At 72.6% G+C, this 16,063-nt stretch carries 13 protein-coding genes; 8 read left to right on the plus strand and 5 right to left on the minus strand.

The window, feature by feature from the left end; all coding sequences use genetic code 11:
* Window positions 1-153: 153 nt before the first annotated feature.
* The 3 genes from AB5J87_RS23255 to AB5J87_RS23265 form a co-directional block, all read right to left on the minus strand.
* Entirely contained in the window at window positions 154-795 is a 642-nt protein-coding gene (locus tag AB5J87_RS23255) for a superoxide dismutase (protein WP_369378976.1), read from the minus strand.
* A 170-nt stretch (window positions 796-965) separates the two neighbouring features.
* Window positions 966-2,369, minus strand: coding sequence for an amino acid permease (locus AB5J87_RS23260; protein ID WP_369378978.1), 1,404 nt, complete (start codon window positions 2,367-2,369; stop codon window positions 966-968).
* 190 nt (window positions 2,370-2,559) lie between these two features.
* Entirely contained in the window at window positions 2,560-3,972 is a 1,413-nt protein-coding gene (locus AB5J87_RS23265; RefSeq protein WP_369383645.1) for an amino acid permease, read from the minus strand.
* A 281-nt stretch (window positions 3,973-4,253) separates the two neighbouring features.
* On the opposite strand from AB5J87_RS23265, the gene AB5J87_RS23270 reads away from it, so the two are divergent.
* On the plus strand, window positions 4,254-4,856 hold the full coding sequence (locus tag AB5J87_RS23270; protein WP_369378979.1) for a biotin transporter BioY: 603 nt from the start codon (window positions 4,254-4,256) through the stop codon (window positions 4,854-4,856).
* A 73-nt stretch (window positions 4,857-4,929) separates the two neighbouring features.
* Here AB5J87_RS23270 and AB5J87_RS23275 read toward each other — a convergent pair whose 3' ends face one another.
* Window positions 4,930-5,730, minus strand: coding sequence for a hypothetical protein (locus AB5J87_RS23275; RefSeq protein WP_369378981.1), 801 nt, complete (start codon window positions 5,728-5,730; stop codon window positions 4,930-4,932).
* Window positions 5,731-5,890: 160 nt separating this feature from the next.
* On the opposite strand from AB5J87_RS23275, the gene AB5J87_RS23280 reads away from it, so the two are divergent.
* On the plus strand, window positions 5,891-7,855 hold the full coding sequence (locus AB5J87_RS23280; protein ID WP_369378982.1) for a protein kinase: 1,965 nt from the start codon (window positions 5,891-5,893) through the stop codon (window positions 7,853-7,855).
* Here the strand turns inward: AB5J87_RS23280 and AB5J87_RS23285 are convergent.
* Window positions 7,819-9,291 (minus strand): amino acid permease, encoded by a 1,473-nt coding sequence (locus tag AB5J87_RS23285; RefSeq protein WP_369378984.1) that lies wholly within the window; start codon window positions 9,289-9,291, stop codon window positions 7,819-7,821. The two genes, AB5J87_RS23280 and AB5J87_RS23285, sit on opposite strands and share 37 nt — an antisense overlap.
* Before the next feature lie 187 nt (window positions 9,292-9,478).
* Here AB5J87_RS23285 and AB5J87_RS23290 point away from each other — a divergent pair, with 187 nt between their 5' ends.
* From AB5J87_RS23290 to AB5J87_RS23315, 6 genes are all read left to right on the plus strand, one after another.
* Complete coding sequence (locus AB5J87_RS23290) at window positions 9,479-9,967, plus strand: ribose-5-phosphate isomerase (protein ID WP_369378986.1); 489 nt, start codon at window positions 9,479-9,481, stop codon at window positions 9,965-9,967.
* 8 nt (window positions 9,968-9,975) lie between these two features.
* Complete coding sequence (locus AB5J87_RS23295; RefSeq protein ID WP_369378987.1) at window positions 9,976-10,797, plus strand: Fpg/Nei family DNA glycosylase; 822 nt, start codon at window positions 9,976-9,978, stop codon at window positions 10,795-10,797.
* A gap of 129 nt (window positions 10,798-10,926) precedes the next feature.
* On the plus strand, window positions 10,927-12,072 hold the full coding sequence (locus AB5J87_RS23300; protein WP_369378988.1) for a SpoIIE family protein phosphatase: 1,146 nt from the start codon (window positions 10,927-10,929) through the stop codon (window positions 12,070-12,072).
* A 164-nt stretch (window positions 12,073-12,236) separates the two neighbouring features.
* Entirely contained in the window at window positions 12,237-13,052 is an 816-nt protein-coding gene (locus AB5J87_RS23305; protein WP_369378990.1) for an ABC transporter ATP-binding protein, read from the plus strand.
* Window positions 13,052-15,475 carry an ABC transporter permease gene (locus tag AB5J87_RS23310; protein ID WP_369378991.1) on the plus strand — a complete coding sequence of 808 codons (2,424 nt, stop codon included), beginning with the start codon at window positions 13,052-13,054 and terminating at the stop codon, window positions 15,473-15,475. The genes AB5J87_RS23305 and AB5J87_RS23310 overlap by 1 nt, the downstream gene beginning before the upstream one ends.
* 4 nt (window positions 15,476-15,479) lie before the next feature.
* Window positions 15,480-15,938 carry an HD domain-containing protein gene (locus AB5J87_RS23315; protein ID WP_369378992.1) on the plus strand — a complete coding sequence of 153 codons (459 nt, stop codon included), beginning with the start codon at window positions 15,480-15,482 and terminating at the stop codon, window positions 15,936-15,938.
* Window positions 15,939-16,063: the final 125 nt, after the last annotated feature.

Here is a 16,063-nt window from a genome sequence, read left to right on the forward strand (position 1 = left end):
CGGTGACGGCGCACGCGTGGCAGTGCCGTACGGGCGCGTGCGCCCCGCCGGTGCGGACGGCCCCCGCGAGTCACGTCCTCGCGGGGGCCGTCCGTGTGTCCGCCCGCAGGTGAAGGTTGAGAAGACGATCACGAGCAGGGCGTCTGGGGGTCCCTACGGGACCAGGAGGAGGGCGTTGCCGGCGGACTTGGCGGCGGCGTAACGCTTCGCCACGTCCTGCCAGTTGACCACCCGCCACATCGCCTCGATGAAGTCCACCTTCTGGTTCTTGTACTGGAGGTAGAAGGCGTGCTCCCAGGCGTCGAAGACCAGGATCGGGGTGGAGCCCTGGCCGACGTTGCCCTGGTGGTCGTAGATCTGCTCGACCACGAGACGGCCGCTGACCGGCTCGTGGGCGAGGACGCCCCAGCCCGAACCCTGCGTGGTCGCCGACGCCTTGGTCAGCTGGGCCTTGAACTTGGCGAAGGAGCCGAAGGACTCGGCGATGGCGTCCGCCAGCTCGCCCACGCCGTCGGCCTCCAGCGGCTCGCCGCCGCCGTCGCCGGTCATGTTGTGCCAGTAGATCGAGTGCAGGATGTGGCCGGAGAGGTGGAACGCGAGGTTCTTCTCCAGGCCGTTGATCGAGCCCCAGGCGTCCTTGTCGCGGGCCTCCGCGAGCTGCTCCAGGGTGTCGTTCGCGCCCTTCACGTACGCCGCGTGGTGCTTGTCGTGATGCAGCTCGATGATCTCCGGGCTGATGACGGGTTCGAGCGCGGCGTAGTCGTACGGAAGTTCAGGAAGCGTGTAAATGGCCATGTCCGAAGCCCCTCCGGCTGCTTATTGCAACTGATACGCAAGTGCACGCTATCAGCAGGAATTGGCCTGTGCAGCTAAGGGTCACCTCAGCAAAAAGCCCTGCGTCCGGAGGTCTAGGACCTCCGGACGCAGGGCTTTCGGGCTTTTTCCGCCAGGGGCGGCCGTGGCGGTCAGGCCGCCCGGCGGGCCGCCGTCCGCTGCCGGACGTAGCCGATGACGGCCAGCACCACGGTGAGCGCGCCCGTGGCCATCAGCTGGTCGCGGGTGTCGGGCTGACGGGCCATCAGAACGAAGATCCCGGCCATCGCCGCCAGCGCCACCCAGGTCAGCCCCGGGTAGAGCCACATCCGCACCACCAGCTTCTCCGGCGTCTCGCGCTCGGTGCGCCGGCGCAGCAGCAGCTGGGAGGCGGCGATGAAGATCCAGACGACCAGGATCACCGCGCCGATCATGTTGAGCAGCCAGGGGAAGACGTCGTCCGGGCGCCAGTAGCTCAGCAGGACGCAGCCGAAGCCGAAGACCGAGGAGCACAGCACCCCGTTGCGCGGCACCCCGCCGGAGATCCGGCCGAGCGCCTTGGGGCCCTGGTCCCGCGCGACCAGCGAGTACGCCATGCGCGAGGCGCCGTAGATGTTGGCGTTCATCGCGGAGAGCAGGGCGATCAGGACGACCACGTTCATGATCTGCCCGGCGCCGTCGATGCCGAGGTGGTCCAGGGCGGCCACGTACGGTCCCTTCGCGACCACCTCCTTGTCGTTCCAGGGCACCAGCGTGACGATGACCGCCATCGAGCCGATGTAGAAGACGGCGATGCGCCACATCGCCGTGCGCACCGCGCGGGCCACGCCCTGGACCGGCTTCTCGGACTCGGCCGCGGCGATGGTGACCGTCTCCAGGCCGCCGTACGCGAAGACGGAGGCGAGCAGTCCGAGCACCAGGCCCTCGGATCCGTTGGGCAGGAAGCCGCCCTCGCCGGTGAGGTTGGAGGTGCCGGGGGCGTCGGTGTCGGGCAGCACGCCGAGGATGGCGAGCAGGCCGAGGACGAGGAAGAGCGCGATCGCGGCGACCTTGAGCGCGGCGAACCAGAACTCGAACTCGCCGAAGTTCTTCACGGCCGCGAGGTTGGTGGCGGTGAACACCAGCATGAAGAGCGCGACCCACGCCCACTCGGGCGTTCCGGGCATCCACTGGGTCATGATCTTGGCGGCGCCGATGCCCTCCAGGCCGACCGCCACGCAGAGCAGCACCCAGAACGCCCAGCCGGCCGTGAAGCCCGCCCAGGGCCCGATGGCCCGCTCGGCGTGCACGGAGAAGGAGCCGGAGGCGGGGTTGGCCGCCGACATCTCGCCCAGCATGCGCATCACCAGCATGACGAGCGCGCCGGATATGCCGTAGGCGAGGACGATCGAGGGCCCGGCGGCGGCGATCCCGGCGCCGGAGCCCACGAACAGCCCGGCGCCGATGACGCCGCCGAGCGCGATCATCGAGAGGTGGCGCTGCTTGAGGCCGTGGGTGAGGGGGGAGTCGACCTTCGGCGGCGCGTCGGTCGTCACGGGCGCGTTTGTCCGAGACATGGGCAGACCCTGTTCAGTAGCTGAGACGGGGAGCGGGAGCCACAGTCTGTGGGGGACACCGCTCAGAGGGAACACCCGACCGCTATCCGGACACTCGACTCACACAGTGTGAAGAGCTCTCCACATCTCGTACGCGGAACGGGCACGTCCACGCTCGTGGGTCACGCCAAACCCGCCCGTAACTCCCGACCTAACGATCGGTCTGCCGCCCGAGCCGCTCCCGTACGAAGGCGACCACCAGGACCGCCGCCGTCGCGCCCGCCGACCACAGCAGCTGCGGCCGGGTGCCCGCGTCCCGGAGCATCAGCACCAGCACGGCCGCCATCGCGGCCAGCGCCGCCCAGGTCAGCCAGGGGAAGCCCCACATCCGCAGGGTCAGCTTCTCCGGCGTCTCGCGCTCGATCCGGCGGCGCAGCCGCAGCTGGGAGACGGCGATCAGGCTCCAGACGAACAGCAGCACCGCGCCGACCGCGTTGAGCATGTAGAGGAAGACCGAGTCGGGCCACTTCAGATTGAGCAGCACCGAGACGAACCCGAACGCCACCGACGCCAGCACCGCCCGCCGCGGCACCCCGCCGCCCGCCGTCTTCAGCAGCCCCTTGGGCGCCTCGCCGCGCTCGGCGAGCGAGAAGATCATCCGGGACGAGCCGTAGAGGTTGGCGTTGAGCGCGGAGAGCAGCGCGACGAAGACCACCACGTTCATGATCTGCCCGGCGCCGGACACCCCGATCGAGTCGAGCACGGCCACGTACGGGCTGTGCCCCGGCCGCATCGAACTCCACGGCAGCAGGGTCACGATCACCAGCATCGAGCCCACGTAGAAGAAGAGGATGCGCCACACCGCGCTGCGCACCGCGCGGCCGACCGCGCGCACCGGGTCGTCCGACTCGGCCGCGGCGATGGTGACGACCTCCAGACCGCCGAACGCGAAGATCACCGCGAGGACGCCGGAGACCACCCCGTCCCAGCCGTTCGGCAGGAAGCCGCCCTGCCCGGTGAGATGGGTCAGCCCCACCGGGTCGGTGCCGGGGAGCACCCCGAAGACCGCGAGCAGACCGAGCACCAGGAACAGCGTGATCGCGCCGACCTTCAGCGTGGCGAACCAGAACTCGAACTCGCCGAAGTTCTTCACGGCCGCCAGGTTGGCCGCGGTGAACACCACCATGAAGACCAGCACCCACGCCCACTGCGGCATCCCCGGCACCCAGCCGTTGGCGATCTGGGCCGCGCCCGTCGCCTCCACGGCGAGGACCACCACCAGCAGGAACCAGTAGAGCCAGCCGACGCTGAACCCGGCCCAGCGGCCCAGCGCCCGCTCGGCGTGGACCGAGAACGACCCGGACGCCGGCATCGCCGACGACATCTCGCCGAGCATCCGCATCACCAGCATCGCGAGCGCGCCCGCGATCAGATACGAGACGACGATCCCCGGCCCCGCGACCGCGATGCCCGCGCCCGAACCCACGAAGAGCCCGGCGCCGATCACCCCGCCCAGACCCAGCATGGTCAGATGGCGCTGCTTCAGTCCGTGGGAGAGGGGCTCGGCCTCGGCCGAGGTGGTGTCGGCGGCGGTGGCCCCGGCAGCGGTCTTGCCGTCGTGCATGGCGCTCGTAACTCTCGGATCACTCACTGATCGTTTATGGGGAACCTACAGTCTCCCCGAGCCCCGCCCGGATCCGCAAAACCGTACGTACTCCTCATCGGTGCAGTGACGAGGGTCACGCCGGCGGACGGGAGTAGTCCGGCCTTTGTGTGATCCCCACCAAGGCCCCAACCGCCGCTTTGTGGGCGGCTGATGGTGATCGAGTGAGAATCCCTCGGCTAACGTCACGGTGTCCCCAGCACGAGTACCGCTTCCCGTCCCCCGAACCGCGGAGTTCCCCCATGGCCACCAGCACCGCAACCGCCCCCGCCGCACCCCGTACCGGCGCCACCGGGAAGGTCCTCGCCGACCTGCTGCCCGGTGCCCGCGCCCGGGACGTCGCCCTGGTGCTCGGCGGCGCCGCGCTCACCGGCGTGGCCGCCCAGATCGCGGTTCCCGTGCCCGGCTCCCCGGTCCCCGTCACCGGCCAGACCTTCGCCGCGCTGCTGGTCGGCACCTCGCTCGGGGCCCGCCGCGGCTTCCTCTCGCTCGGCCTGTACGCGCTGATCGGCATGGCCGGGATGCCCTGGTTCGCGAACGGCACCTCGGGCGCGGGCGGCGCCTCCTTCGGCTATGTGCTGGGCATGCTGCTCGCCTCCACCGTGGTGGGCGCGCTCGCCCGGCGCGGCGGCGACCGCTCGGTGGCGCGCACGGCGGGCACGATGGTGCTGGGCTCGGCGATCGTCTACGCGGTCGGCGTCCCCTACCTCGCGGCCTCGACCGGGATGTCCCTGAACCAGGCGGTCGCGGCGGGCCTCACCCCGTTCCTGCTCGGTGACGCGCTCAAGGCGGCGCTGGCGATGGGCGCGCTCCCGGCCGCGTGGAAGTTCGTGGGCCGCAGGTAGTCCGGCGGCGAGGACGCGGAAAGGGGCCGGACGCACGCGTCCGGCCCCTTTCGCATGCCGTGGCCCGTACCGCTCAGTGCAGGCGCCTGCGGTGGTGGCGGGAGTTGGCCCACCAGATGCCGGTGGAGCCGACGAACAGCAGCAGACAGCCGGCGGCCAGCAGCGGGAGCACCCCGTCGTTGACGCCGGTCCTCGGCAGCTGGGCGGGCGGGGTCGGGGTGGGGGAGCCGGGGGCGGCCGGTGCGGGAGAGGCGGGCGCGGTCGGCGACGGGGAGGCGGAGCCGGCGGGCGGGGCCGCGGGCACGTTGTCGGTGCCGAGCAGCAGCGGGGTGTCGGGGGCGTTGGGCGTCGGCCTGGTGGTGCCGAACGGGACCGGCCCCTGCTGCCACAGGAGCGTGTCGCCCGTGCCCTCGGTCACCGGCAGGCAGATCTTTCCGGTCTTCTTCAGATCGTAAGTGGCGGATACGGCATACGACTTGTCTTTACCGGCTGCCAAATTGTCGATGACACAGGCGAATCCGGTGTTCGTGCCCTTCGGTAGCTTGTTCTCCGGAACCGGTGAACAGCCCGGCACTCCGGTGATCCGCATTCCGTCGAGACCGAGGACGGTAAGGGTGATCCGGCCGGTGTCCTTGGTGCCCTTGTTGAGGATTTTCGCGGTGAGCGTGGTCGTTCCCATGGAATTGGAGACCTTGATCTCCTTGGGCAGTTCGGTCGAGATCTTCACGTCGGCGGGGGCGCTGGGGCCGGGCGAACCGCCCTGGTCGCTCCCGGGCGTCGGATCGTCGGCGAAAGCCGACGCACCCAGCGGCAGAATGAGCAGTCCGGCGAAGAGACCGGCTGCCAGGGATCCCCAGTGTTTTTTCGAACGCATTTCCCATCCCCCTCACCCGAGTTGGGCGACAGCAGTGCTGAGAAGGGTCCCACAAGATTTCGCGGAATTATGCTGTGATGGTGGCAAGTTCGTGTTTCTGTCCTGGTTGCACCAGGTGCTGAGGGGGCGGGCGGTAATGCCGGGAATTCGGGGACTTCTGGTGGCCGGACGTTATCGGCTCGATGTCACGATCGGCCAGGGTGGAATGGGCCGGGTGTGGCGGGCGGCCGATGAAATCCTCGACCGGCAGGTCGCCGTGAAAGAGATGCGGATGGACGGCCTCGATGTGGAGGACAGCCTCGTCCGCCGCGAGCGCACCCTGCGGGAGGCGCGCGCCACGGCCCGAATCGACCACCCCAACGTGGTGCGCGTCTACGACGTGGTGGAGGAGGCGGACCGGCTGTGGATCGTGATGGAACTGGTCGACGGCCGCTCCCTGGAACAGACCCTGGTCCGGGGCGGCCCGGTGAGCCCGCGCGAGGCGGCCCGGATCGGCCTCGGTCTCGCCGAGGCGCTGCGCGAGGTGCACGCCGTCGGGGTGCTGCACCGTGACATCAAGCCCGGGAACGTCCTGCTCGGGCGGACCGGCCGGGTCGTCCTGACCGACTTCGGGATCGCCGCGATCCAGGACGCGACCGCGCTGACCGTGGTGGGGATGCTGGTCGGCTCGCCGGACTACATGGCGCCCGAACGCGTCGGCGGGCGCCCGCAGGGCCCCGCCTCCGACCTCTGGTCGCTGGGCGCCACGCTGTGCGCGGCGGTGGGCGGCCGGTCCCCGTTCGCCCGCGAGACGACGCTGGCGACGCTGCACGCGGTCCTGTACGAGGAGCCGGAACTGCCCGCCGACGCGGGCCCGCTGGCCCCCGTACTGGCCTCGCTCCTGGTCAAGGACCCGGAACAGCGCCCACCCCTGGAAGCCCTGACGACAAGCCTCCTCCAACTGGCCACACCCCCGACCCCACCACCCCACCCCCCGACACTGGCGATCCCCCGGACACCGGCGCCCGCGGAGCCCGGCCGGGCCCAGCCGCCGTCCCCGGAACCCGGACCGCCCCCGGCCCCGGCGCCCACCCCGCTCCCGCGCTCCGTCCCGGGCTTCGGAGCGCCCGCGTCCCCCGGCCCGCTCTCCGAGGCGCCCGCGCCCCCCGCTCCGGCGCCCGAGGCGTCACCCCGGCCGGGTACGCCGCCGGGCGCCCCCCGGGAGCTCCCGGGCGACCCGCCCGTGGACCCGGTCCCCGCCGAGGCGTCCGCGGGGTTCGGGCCGTACGCGGCGCACCAGCTGCCCGCCGCCGCCCCGGCGGCCGGGAGCGGGGCGCGGGGGCCGCAGGCCCCGCCCGGGGGTCAGGGGGCGGAGCCCCCTGGGAACACCCCCTCCACCCCCACCCGGCCGTCCGCCGAGGACTTTCGGGAAGGGGCGGGGCGGGGAGCCTCCCGGGCGCGGCCCGCCCCCGGCCCCGGCCTCGCCCCCGGCGGCAGCCCCGGCCCCGGCCCCGACGGCACCCCCCACCCCCGAAGCCGAAGCCGCAGGCGCCCCCGCACGCTCATCGCCACCGCGACGGCCCTCACCGCCGCCCTGGCGATCGCCGTCGTCCTCGCCACCACCCACGGCTCGGGCTCCGGCTCCGGCTCCGCCAAGTCCTCCGCGGGCGCCGCCACGGCCACCGCCCCCACCGTCGCCGGCACCTCCCGCCCGCCCAGCGCCCCGCCCCCCGGCACCATCGGCGAGACCGGCTTCGCCTGGGCGCCCCCCAAGGGCTGGACGCGCACCGCCAAGAGCCCGTCCAACATCCACTACCACGCCCCGGACGGAGAACAGGAGATCGCCGCCTCGTACGCACTCGTACGCGGCGGCGATCTCCTGAGCCAGTGGCAGGGAGCCGAACAGGGCTCCCACGACGTTCCGGGCTATCGCGAGATCCGTCTGGAGCGGACCACGTTCAACGGCCGCCCGGCCGTCGTCTGGGACTACTACTTCACACAGAACGGGGACCCCTGGAAGGCCCGCCAGATGGGCTTCGACGAGAACGGCAAGTCGTACCAGGTCAACATCTGGTACCTGGCCGCCACCGAGACCGACGCCCTGCGCACCTACTCGGCGGTGACCTCGTCCTTCACACCGCTCTGAACGACCTCGACCCGGGTGGCCGAGCGCCGGTTGAACTCCCGTACCAGGGAGATCGCCACGACGAGGGCGGCCACCAGCAGCGACAGCAGCACCTGCTTGCGCCCGGCGTCGTCGGTGAGCATGTAGACGAGCACGAACGAGATCATCGCGATCGTCGCCCAGGTCAGATACGGGAAGAACCACATCCTGACCGTCAGCTTCTCCGGCGTCTCGCGCAGGATGATCCCGCGCATCCGCAGCTGCGTGAAGCAGATGACCAGCCACACGAACAGCGCGACCGCGCCGGAGGAGTTGAGCAGGAAGTCGAAGACGGTGTCGGGCCACTTGTAGTTGAAGAAGACCGCGACGAACCCGAAGAGGACCGAGCAGAGGATGGCCGCCTGCGGCACGCCCCGCGCGTTGGTGCGGGCGAAGGCGCGCGGCGCGTCACCGCGCTGACCCAGCGAGAAGGCCATGCGGGAGGCGGTGTACAGGCCGGAGTTGAGGCAGGACAGGACCGCGGTCAGCACGATCACGTTCATGATCTGCCCGGCGTGCGGGATGCCGATCGAGTTCAGCGCGGCGACGTAGGAGCCGTCCTTGACGATCGCCGGGTCGTTCCACTTCAGCAGCGTCAGGACGACGAGGATGGAGCCGAGGTAGAAGACGGCGATGCGCCAGATCACGCTGTTGGTGGCCTTGGTGACCGCGCGGCGCGGGTCCTCGGACTCACCGGCGGCCAGGGTGACGATCTCGCTGCCCATGAAGGAGAAGACGACCATCAGCACACCGGTGAGGATCGCCCCGGCGCCCTTGGGCATGAATCCGCCCGCGTCGGTGAGGTGCGCGAACCCGTCGCCGGGGTTGTCCGAGCCCGGCAGGACGCCGAAGACGGCCAGCAGGCCGATGAGGACGAAGGCGCCGATGGCGACGACCTTGATCCCGGCGAACCAGAACTCGAACTCGCCGTACGAGGAGACCGAGACCAGGTTGGTGGCGGTCAGCACGACCATGACGATCAGCGCCCAGCCCCACTGCGGGACCGCCCCGACCCAGCCGTGCAGGATCTTCGCACCGGCGGTCGCCTCGACGGCGAGCACCACGACCCAGAAGAACCAGTACAGCCATCCGATGGAGAAGCCGGCCCAGCGGCCGAGCGCCTGGTCGGCGTAGGCCGAGAAGGAGCCGGAGGTGGGCCGGGCGGCGGCCATCTCGCCGAGCATCCGCATCACGAAGACGACCATCAGGCCGACGAGCGCGTACGAGAGCAGGATGGCGGGACCGGCGGCGGCGATGCCGGAGCTGGAGCCGACGAAGAGGCCCGCGCCGATCACACCACCGATGGCGATCATGGACAGATGGCGGTTCTTGAGACCCGCCTGGAGGCCGGAAGACTCGGGGTTCCCGGGATCGCCCGGTCGGCCGTCTTCCTTCGCAAGGGAGGTTTGCGAGGTCATGGACGCTTCCTTAAAAAGGTGTAAAGGTCGCTCGGGTTACGAACCCAGGCATTGAAGCCCGGTACTCCCAGGTACGGAAGACCCGACTCCGAATCGTGATGAGGGGACCGAGGTCCCTGGCGGCCAGTGACGAAGGTCCCGACCCCGATGAACCCTGCCCGCCCGATCGCATGCCACACTCGGGAGCATGCGCGTGTACCTCGGTTCAGACCATGCCGGATACGAACTCAAGAACCACCTGGTCGACTGGCTCACGGCCCATGGCCACGAGGCCGTCGACTGCGGTCCCCACATCTACGACGCCCAGGACGACTACCCGCCGTTCTGCCTGCGCGCCGCCGAGCAGACGGCCGCGGACCCGGACGCGCTGGGCATCGTGATCGGCGGCTCCGGCAACGGCGAGCAGATCGCCGCGAACAAGGTCAAGGGCGTCCGTGCCGCCCTCGCCTGGAGCGAGCAGACCGCGGCCCTGGGCCGCGAGCACAACAACGCCAACGTGATCTCCATCGGCGGCCGGATGCACACCCAGGAAGAGGCGACCAAGTTCGTCGAGATCTTCCTGACCACGCCGTACTCGGGTGAGGAGCGCCACACCCGGCGCATCGAGATGCTCAGCGAGTACGAGACCACCGGCAAGCTCCCCGAGATCCCGGCGCACCACCCGCGACAGGACTGATCCGGGGCATGCCCGAAGGGCACACGATCCACCGGCTGGCCGCCGACCACGAGCAGTGGTTCGGCGGCCGTGCCGTGCGCGCGGCCAGCCCGCAGGGCAAGTTCTCGGACGGCGCGGCCCTGGTCGACGGCCAGGTCCTGGAGGTGGCCGAGGCCCACGGCAAGCACCTGTTCCTGGGCTTCGGCCCGGCCACCGGCTGGATCCACGTCCACCTCGGCCTGTTCGGCAAGTACGCGCTGGGCACCGGGACGCCCCCGCCGCCCACCGACACGGTCCGGCTGCGCCTCACCGGCCCCGGCGGCTACGCGGACCTGCGGGGCCCGACGGCCTGCGCCCTGATCACCGACGCCGAGAAGCGGGCGATACACGACCGGCTCGGCCCCGACCCGCTGCGGCCCGCCGACGGCCCGGACCGGGCCTGGCAGCGCATCTCGCGCAGCCGCACCACCATCGCCGCGCTGCTGATGGACCAGAAGGTCGTCGCGGGCGTCGGCAACGTCTACCGGGCCGAGGTCCTGTTCCGCCACGGCGTCGACCCCTACCGGCCCGGCCGCGACCTGAGCCGCGCCGAGTGGGACGCGATGTGGACCGACCTCGCCGCGCTGATGCGCGAGGGCGTCCGCAACAACCGCATCGACACGGTCCGGCCCGAGCACACCCCCGAGGCCATGGGCCGCCCGCCCCGGGTCGACGACCACGGCGGCGAGGTGTACGTGTACCGGCGCGCGACGCTGCCGTGCCACCTGTGCGGCACGGAGATCCGCACGGCCGACCTGGCCGCCCGCAACCTCTTCTGGTGCCCCGCCTGCCAGCCCCCGGGCCCCCGCTAGCGCCCTCGCCCCCACGGCCTCCGGGGGCGCGGAAAACCGTGTGACCGGCCCTTCACCGGCGCCCGGCCGCGGAACCGGCGCAGGGGTCCCCCTGCGCGCGCCGCCATCCGCTGGATAGGGTCACCGGCAATGGCACGACGTGTGGGAGCGGACTCGTTCAGTGCCCGGTGGCGCAAATCCATGCACCGGGCACGGGTAGCCCTGCGCAAATCCGGGGTCGACTACTTCCGGGGCGACGGCTCCGACTGGATCGCGCTCGCGGGCCTCCTGCTGACCGTCCCGGCGATCACCGCCGCCACCCTGATCGCCCCCGTCTGGTGCGCCCCCGGAGCGCTGGCCGTGCCGATCGTGGCGGGCGGCGTCCTGCTGCGCCCGGCCAGCCTGCTCGGCCTGTACGCGGCGGCGGCCGTCGCCCTCATCGTCGAGTCCGTCCGGCTCGGCCCCTACACCGAGGGCCCCGCCCGGGTCACCCCCGGCACGGTCCTGGTGGTCGCCGCCTGCGGCCTCTTCGGACTGCTGATCGCCCAGTTCCGGGCCCGCGTCGGCGTGCCCTGGCGGCGCGGCGGCACCATGCTCTTCGACCTGCGCGAACGCATCCGCGTCCAGTCCTCGCTGCCCCGGCTGCCCAAGGGCTGGCACCGCGAGATGGCGCTGCGCCCGGCGGGCGGCCAGTCGTTCTCCGGCGACTTCGTGGTGGCCGCCCGCACCAGCGGCGGACGCACCCTCGAAGTGGTCCTCACCGACGTCTCCGGCAAGGGCATGGACGCGGGCTCGCGCGCCCTGCTGCTGTCCGGCGCCTTCGGCGGCCTCCTCGGCTCGCTGCCCCCGCACGGCTTCCTGCCCGCCGCCAACGGCTATCTGCTGCGCCAGGACTGGGACGAGGGCTTCGCCACCTCCATCCACCTCGTGCTCGACCTCGACTCCGGCGACTACGAACTCCTCTCCGCCGGACACCTCCCCGCCCTCCACCTCCAGGCGGGCTCCGGCCGCTGGAGCGAGGTGTCGGGGGAGGGGCCGCTGCTCGGGGTGTACGACGGGGCCGAGTTCCACCCCGTCAAGGGCTCCCTCGGCCCCGGCGACGTCCTGATGCTCTTCACCGACGGCCTCGTCGAGACGGCCGAGCGCGACATCGCGGAGGGCATCGACCGCCTCACCGGCGAGGCCGACCGCTATGTCGCCACCGGCTTCGAGGGAGCGGCCTGGCACCTCATCGAGGCGGTCGCCAAGGACGTCAACGACGACCGCGCCCTGCTGCTGATCCGACGGGACGCGTAGCCCCGTACGACCGGGCGCCCCGGCCCGCCGGCGGGGAAACTCCCGGGGCCCGGTGGGGAAAGCCCCACCCCCGATCCGCCAGCCGCCGTCATGGTCGGCGAGGGGCCTTGATCCGTACGTTCGAGTACATCGGAAACCGGACGTACGACGAGAGGTCGAGAACCATGGCACTGCGACGCGCCAAGCGGCGGGCAACACCGGTCGAGGCCGCACTGGGCGACCCCGGCTGGGCCGTCGAACTGCGCGGGGTGCGGCGCCAGTACGGGCGCGGCGGCTCGGCCGTGCACGCCCTGCGGGGCATCGACCTCCAGCTGCCGCGCGGCAGCTTCACGGCGGTGATGGGGCCCTCCGGCTCCGGCAAGTCGACGTTCCTGCAGTGCGCGGCGGGGCTCGACCGGCCCACCGACGGCTCCGTGCGGCTCGGCGGGACCGAGATCACCAAGATGAGCGAGAACCGGCTGACCGAACTGCGCCGGGCCCGGCTCGGGTTCGTCTTCCAGGCGTTCAACCTGCTCCCGTCGCTGACCGTCGAGCAGAACGTGCTGCTGCCCATGCGCCTCGCGGGCAAGCGCCCCGACCACCGCCGCGCCGAGCAGCTGCTCGGCCAGGTGGGCCTCGCGGGCAAGGGGCGGCGCCGCCCCGGTGAGCTGTCCGGCGGCCAGCAGCAGCGCGTGGCGATCGCCCGCGCCCTGGTGACCCGCCCGGACGTCGTCTTCGCCGACGAGCCGACCGGCGCGCTGGACACCACCACCGCGGCCGAGGTCCTGACGCTGCTGCGCACCGCCGTGGACGGCATGGGCGCCACCGTCGTCATGGTCACCCACGACCCGGGCGCCGCCGCCTACGCCGACCAGGTCCTCTTCCTCGCGGACGGCTCGATCGTGGACGCCCTGCGCGGCGCCCCGGCGGCCCGCATCGCGGACCGGATGCGCACCCTGACCGCCCGGCCGACGGCCGCCCACGCCCCGATGGCGGCGTGATGCGCACCAACGGCCTCGCCCGCGCGGCACTGCGCTTCAAGCCGTCCGCGTTCGTCGGCACCTTCGTCGCCCTGTTCATGGCCGCGGCGATCGTCTCGGCGTGCGGCATCCTCCTGGAGTCAGGGCTGCGCGCGTCCGTCCCCGCCGAGCGGTACGCGCAGGTCCCCGTGGTGGCCGCCGCCGACCAGCAGGCGCACCACACCACCGGCAGCGGCGACGACCGGGACACCGAGTCCGTGCCGCTGCCCGACAAGGCACGGCTCGACGCCGCCCTCGCCGCCCGCGCCGCCGCGGCCCCCGGCGCCGCCGCGGCGATCGCGGACGTCTCCTTTCCCGTACGTACGGGAAGTACGCCCGCCACCGCACACGGCTGGGGCTCGGCCTCCTTCACCGGTACGAAGCTCGCCTCCGGCACCGCGCCCGGCCCCGGCCGGCTGGTGACCGGGAGCGGTCATGCCGTCGGCGACCGGGTCACCGTCGACACCCCGTCCGGCGCGCGGCAGTTCACGGTGTCCGGCACCACCGACAGCCCCGGCACGGTGTGGTTCGACGACACCCAGGCCCTCGCCCTGTCCGGCCACCCCGGCCGGGCCGACGCCATCGCCGTACTGGCCAAGCCGGGCGTCGGCGCCGGTGCCCTCGCCGACCAGGTCGCCGAGCGGCTCGGGGACGCCGCGAAGGTGCACACCGGGGACGGCCGGGGCGCCGTCGAGACCCGCGGCCTGGCCCTCGCCAAGGAGCTGCTGATCGCGCTCGGCGGCTCCTTCGGCGGCGTGGCCACCATGGTCGCCGTCTTCACCGCCGCGGGCACCGTCACCCTCTCGGTCGGCCAGCGCCGCCGCGAGTACGCCCTGCTGCGCGCCATCGGCGCGACCCCGCGCCAGATCCGGCGCACCATCGCCACCGAGACCCTGCTGGTCGCCCCGCTCGCCGGCGCGCTCGGCTGTCTGCCGGGCACGGCCCTGGCCACCTGGTGGTTCGGGCAGCTGCGCGACAAGGGCGCGCTCCCGGACCCCGTCGACCTGGCCGTCTCCTGGATCCCGATGGCCGCGGCGGTCGGCGCGGCCGTGCTCACCTCGCTCCTGTCCGGGTACCTGGCGGCCCGCCGCCCCTCGCGCACCAAGCCCGGCGAGGCCCTGCGGGACGCGTCCGCGGAGCGGCTGCGCGTCGGCTGGATCCGCACCCCGCTCGGCCTCGCGGCCCTCGTCGGCGGTTTCGTCTGCGCGGGCGTGGCCGCCAGTACGAAGGGCGAGGACTCCGCCAACGCGGCCCTCGGCGTGGTCATGCTCTTCATGCTGGCCGTCGCCCTGCTCGGCCCGCTGATCGCCCGCGCCTGCGCCGCCCTGTTCGGGCTGCCGCTGCGCGCGGCGGGCGCCCCGGCCTCGCTGGCCGCGGCCAACTCCCGGGCCAACGCCCGCCGGCTGGCCTCCGCGATCACCCCGATCGTGCTGGCCATGGCGTTCTCCTCCACCCTCGTCTTCATGCACACCAGCGAGGACCACGCCGCCGGGAAGCAGCAGCGGGCGGGCCTGGTCGCCGACCGGGTCGTCACCGGCCCCGACGGCCTGGCCTCCGACGCGGTGGCGCGGGCGAAGGCGACCCCCGGCGTCACCACCGCGGTGGGCCTGACCCGCAGCTCGGTCCTGTTCCTCTCCGGCGGCCTCCAGACGGCCTCCGCCCAGGGCTTCACCGGCACCGGCGCCGACCTGGCCCGCGTCCAGGACCTGGGGGTGCGCGAGGGCTCCCTGGACGCCCTGGTGCCCGGCGCGGTCGCCCTCGACAGGACCGTGGCGGACGCCCTGAAGGCCCAGGTCGGCGACCGGGTCGCGCTGGTCCTGCCCGACGGCGCCAAGGCGTCCCTGAAGCTCGCCGCCGTCTACTCCCGGGGTCTCGGCCTCGCCGAGGTCACGCTGGCCCAGCGCGACCTGGCGCCGCACACCACGACCGTCGGCGCCCCCACCGAACTCCTCCTCAAGGGGAACGTCCGGGCCGCCGCGCTGGCGCCGCTCGGCACCGTCACCGACGCGGCGGGCTACACCACCGCCAAGAGCGTCGAGCGCGAGGTGAACGCCTGGGGCAACACCACCATGTCGGCCGTCCTCGGCGGCTTCGCCGCCATCGCCGCCGCGAACACGCTGGTCATGACCGTCCTGGACCGCCGCCGCGAGCTCGCCACCCTGCGCCTGATCGGCACCACCCGCCGCCAGGTCATGGGCATGGTCCGCTGGGAGGCCCTGCTGGTGACCTCGGCGGGGCTGGTGCTCGGCACGGCGATCGCGCTGGCCACCCTCGTCCCGATGATGAACGGCCTGACCGGCGAGGGCCCCTACATCCCGCCGCTGCTGTACGGCTCGTTCGCCGCCGGGGTCCTGGGCCTTGGCCTGGCCGCCACGGCGCTGCCCGCCCGGGCCGCCCTACGCTGAGCCCATGCTCACACTCCCCGAGGTCGAGACCGTCGCACGGGCCGCCCACGCCGCCCAGACCGACAAGGCGGGCCGCCCCTACGCCGAACACCTGGCAGCCGTCGCCGAGGGCGTCCGCGCGCGGGGCGGCAGCGAGGCCCAGATCGCGGCGGCCTGGCTGCACGACTCGGTGGAGGACGCGGCACTGCCGGCCAGGTGGCTCGCGGAGGCCGAACTCGCCCCCGGCGTACGGGAGATGGTCCTGGCGCTCACCAAGGAGCCCGGCGAGGACCTGGCGGCGTACACCGCCAGGATCCTCGCCACCCCCGGTGCGCTGCTGGTCAAGGAGGCCGATCTGGCCCACAACGCCGACCCGGCCCGGCTCGCGGTCCTGGACGGGCCGACCAGGGAGCGCCTCACCCGCAAATACGCCACCGTCCGCGCCCTCCTCGGACTGCCGGACCCGCACGCGCGTTTGGCGTGATCCCTTCGATGGCTATCCGTCACGCGGCAGCACCTGAAGGGGTGTTGGTGGCACGATGGACCCTGCGGGGTGTGCTCGGCGGCACGCTCCGGGCCGGCAAGGCGGACCGACCGAGGGTGTGATCA

The organism is Streptomyces sp. cg36 (assembly GCF_041080675.1).
In the GTDB taxonomy this organism is placed as follows: Bacteria; Actinomycetota; Actinomycetes; order Streptomycetales; family Streptomycetaceae; genus Streptomyces.

Excerpts from the sequence above, each read along its gene's own strand:
- AB5J87_RS23255 (WP_369378976.1), bottom strand. The coding sequence starts at position 795 with ATGGCCATTTACACGCTTCCTGAACTTCCGTACGACTACGCCGCGCTC.
- AB5J87_RS23260 (WP_369378978.1), bottom strand. The coding sequence starts at position 2,369 with ATGTCTCGGACAAACGCGCCCGTGACGACCGACGCGCCGCCGAAGGTC.
- AB5J87_RS23265 (WP_369383645.1), bottom strand. The coding sequence starts at position 3,972 with ATGCACGACGGCAAGACCGCTGCCGGGGCCACCGCCGCCGACACCACC.
- AB5J87_RS23270 (WP_369378979.1), top strand. The coding sequence starts at position 4,254 with ATGGCCACCAGCACCGCAACCGCCCCCGCCGCACCCCGTACCGGCGCC.
- AB5J87_RS23275 (WP_369378981.1), bottom strand. The coding sequence starts at position 5,730 with ATGCGTTCGAAAAAACACTGGGGATCCCTGGCAGCCGGTCTCTTCGCC.
- AB5J87_RS23285 (WP_369378984.1), bottom strand. The coding sequence starts at position 9,291 with ATGACCTCGCAAACCTCCCTTGCGAAGGAAGACGGCCGACCGGGCGAT.
- AB5J87_RS23290 (WP_369378986.1), top strand. The coding sequence starts at position 9,479 with ATGCGCGTGTACCTCGGTTCAGACCATGCCGGATACGAACTCAAGAAC.
- AB5J87_RS23295 (WP_369378987.1), top strand. The coding sequence starts at position 9,976 with ATGCCCGAAGGGCACACGATCCACCGGCTGGCCGCCGACCACGAGCAG.
- AB5J87_RS23300 (WP_369378988.1), top strand. The coding sequence starts at position 10,927 with ATGGCACGACGTGTGGGAGCGGACTCGTTCAGTGCCCGGTGGCGCAAA.
- AB5J87_RS23305 (WP_369378990.1), top strand. The coding sequence starts at position 12,237 with ATGGCACTGCGACGCGCCAAGCGGCGGGCAACACCGGTCGAGGCCGCA.
- AB5J87_RS23310 (WP_369378991.1), top strand. The coding sequence starts at position 13,052 with ATGCGCACCAACGGCCTCGCCCGCGCGGCACTGCGCTTCAAGCCGTCC.
- AB5J87_RS23315 (WP_369378992.1), top strand. The coding sequence starts at position 15,480 with ATGCTCACACTCCCCGAGGTCGAGACCGTCGCACGGGCCGCCCACGCC.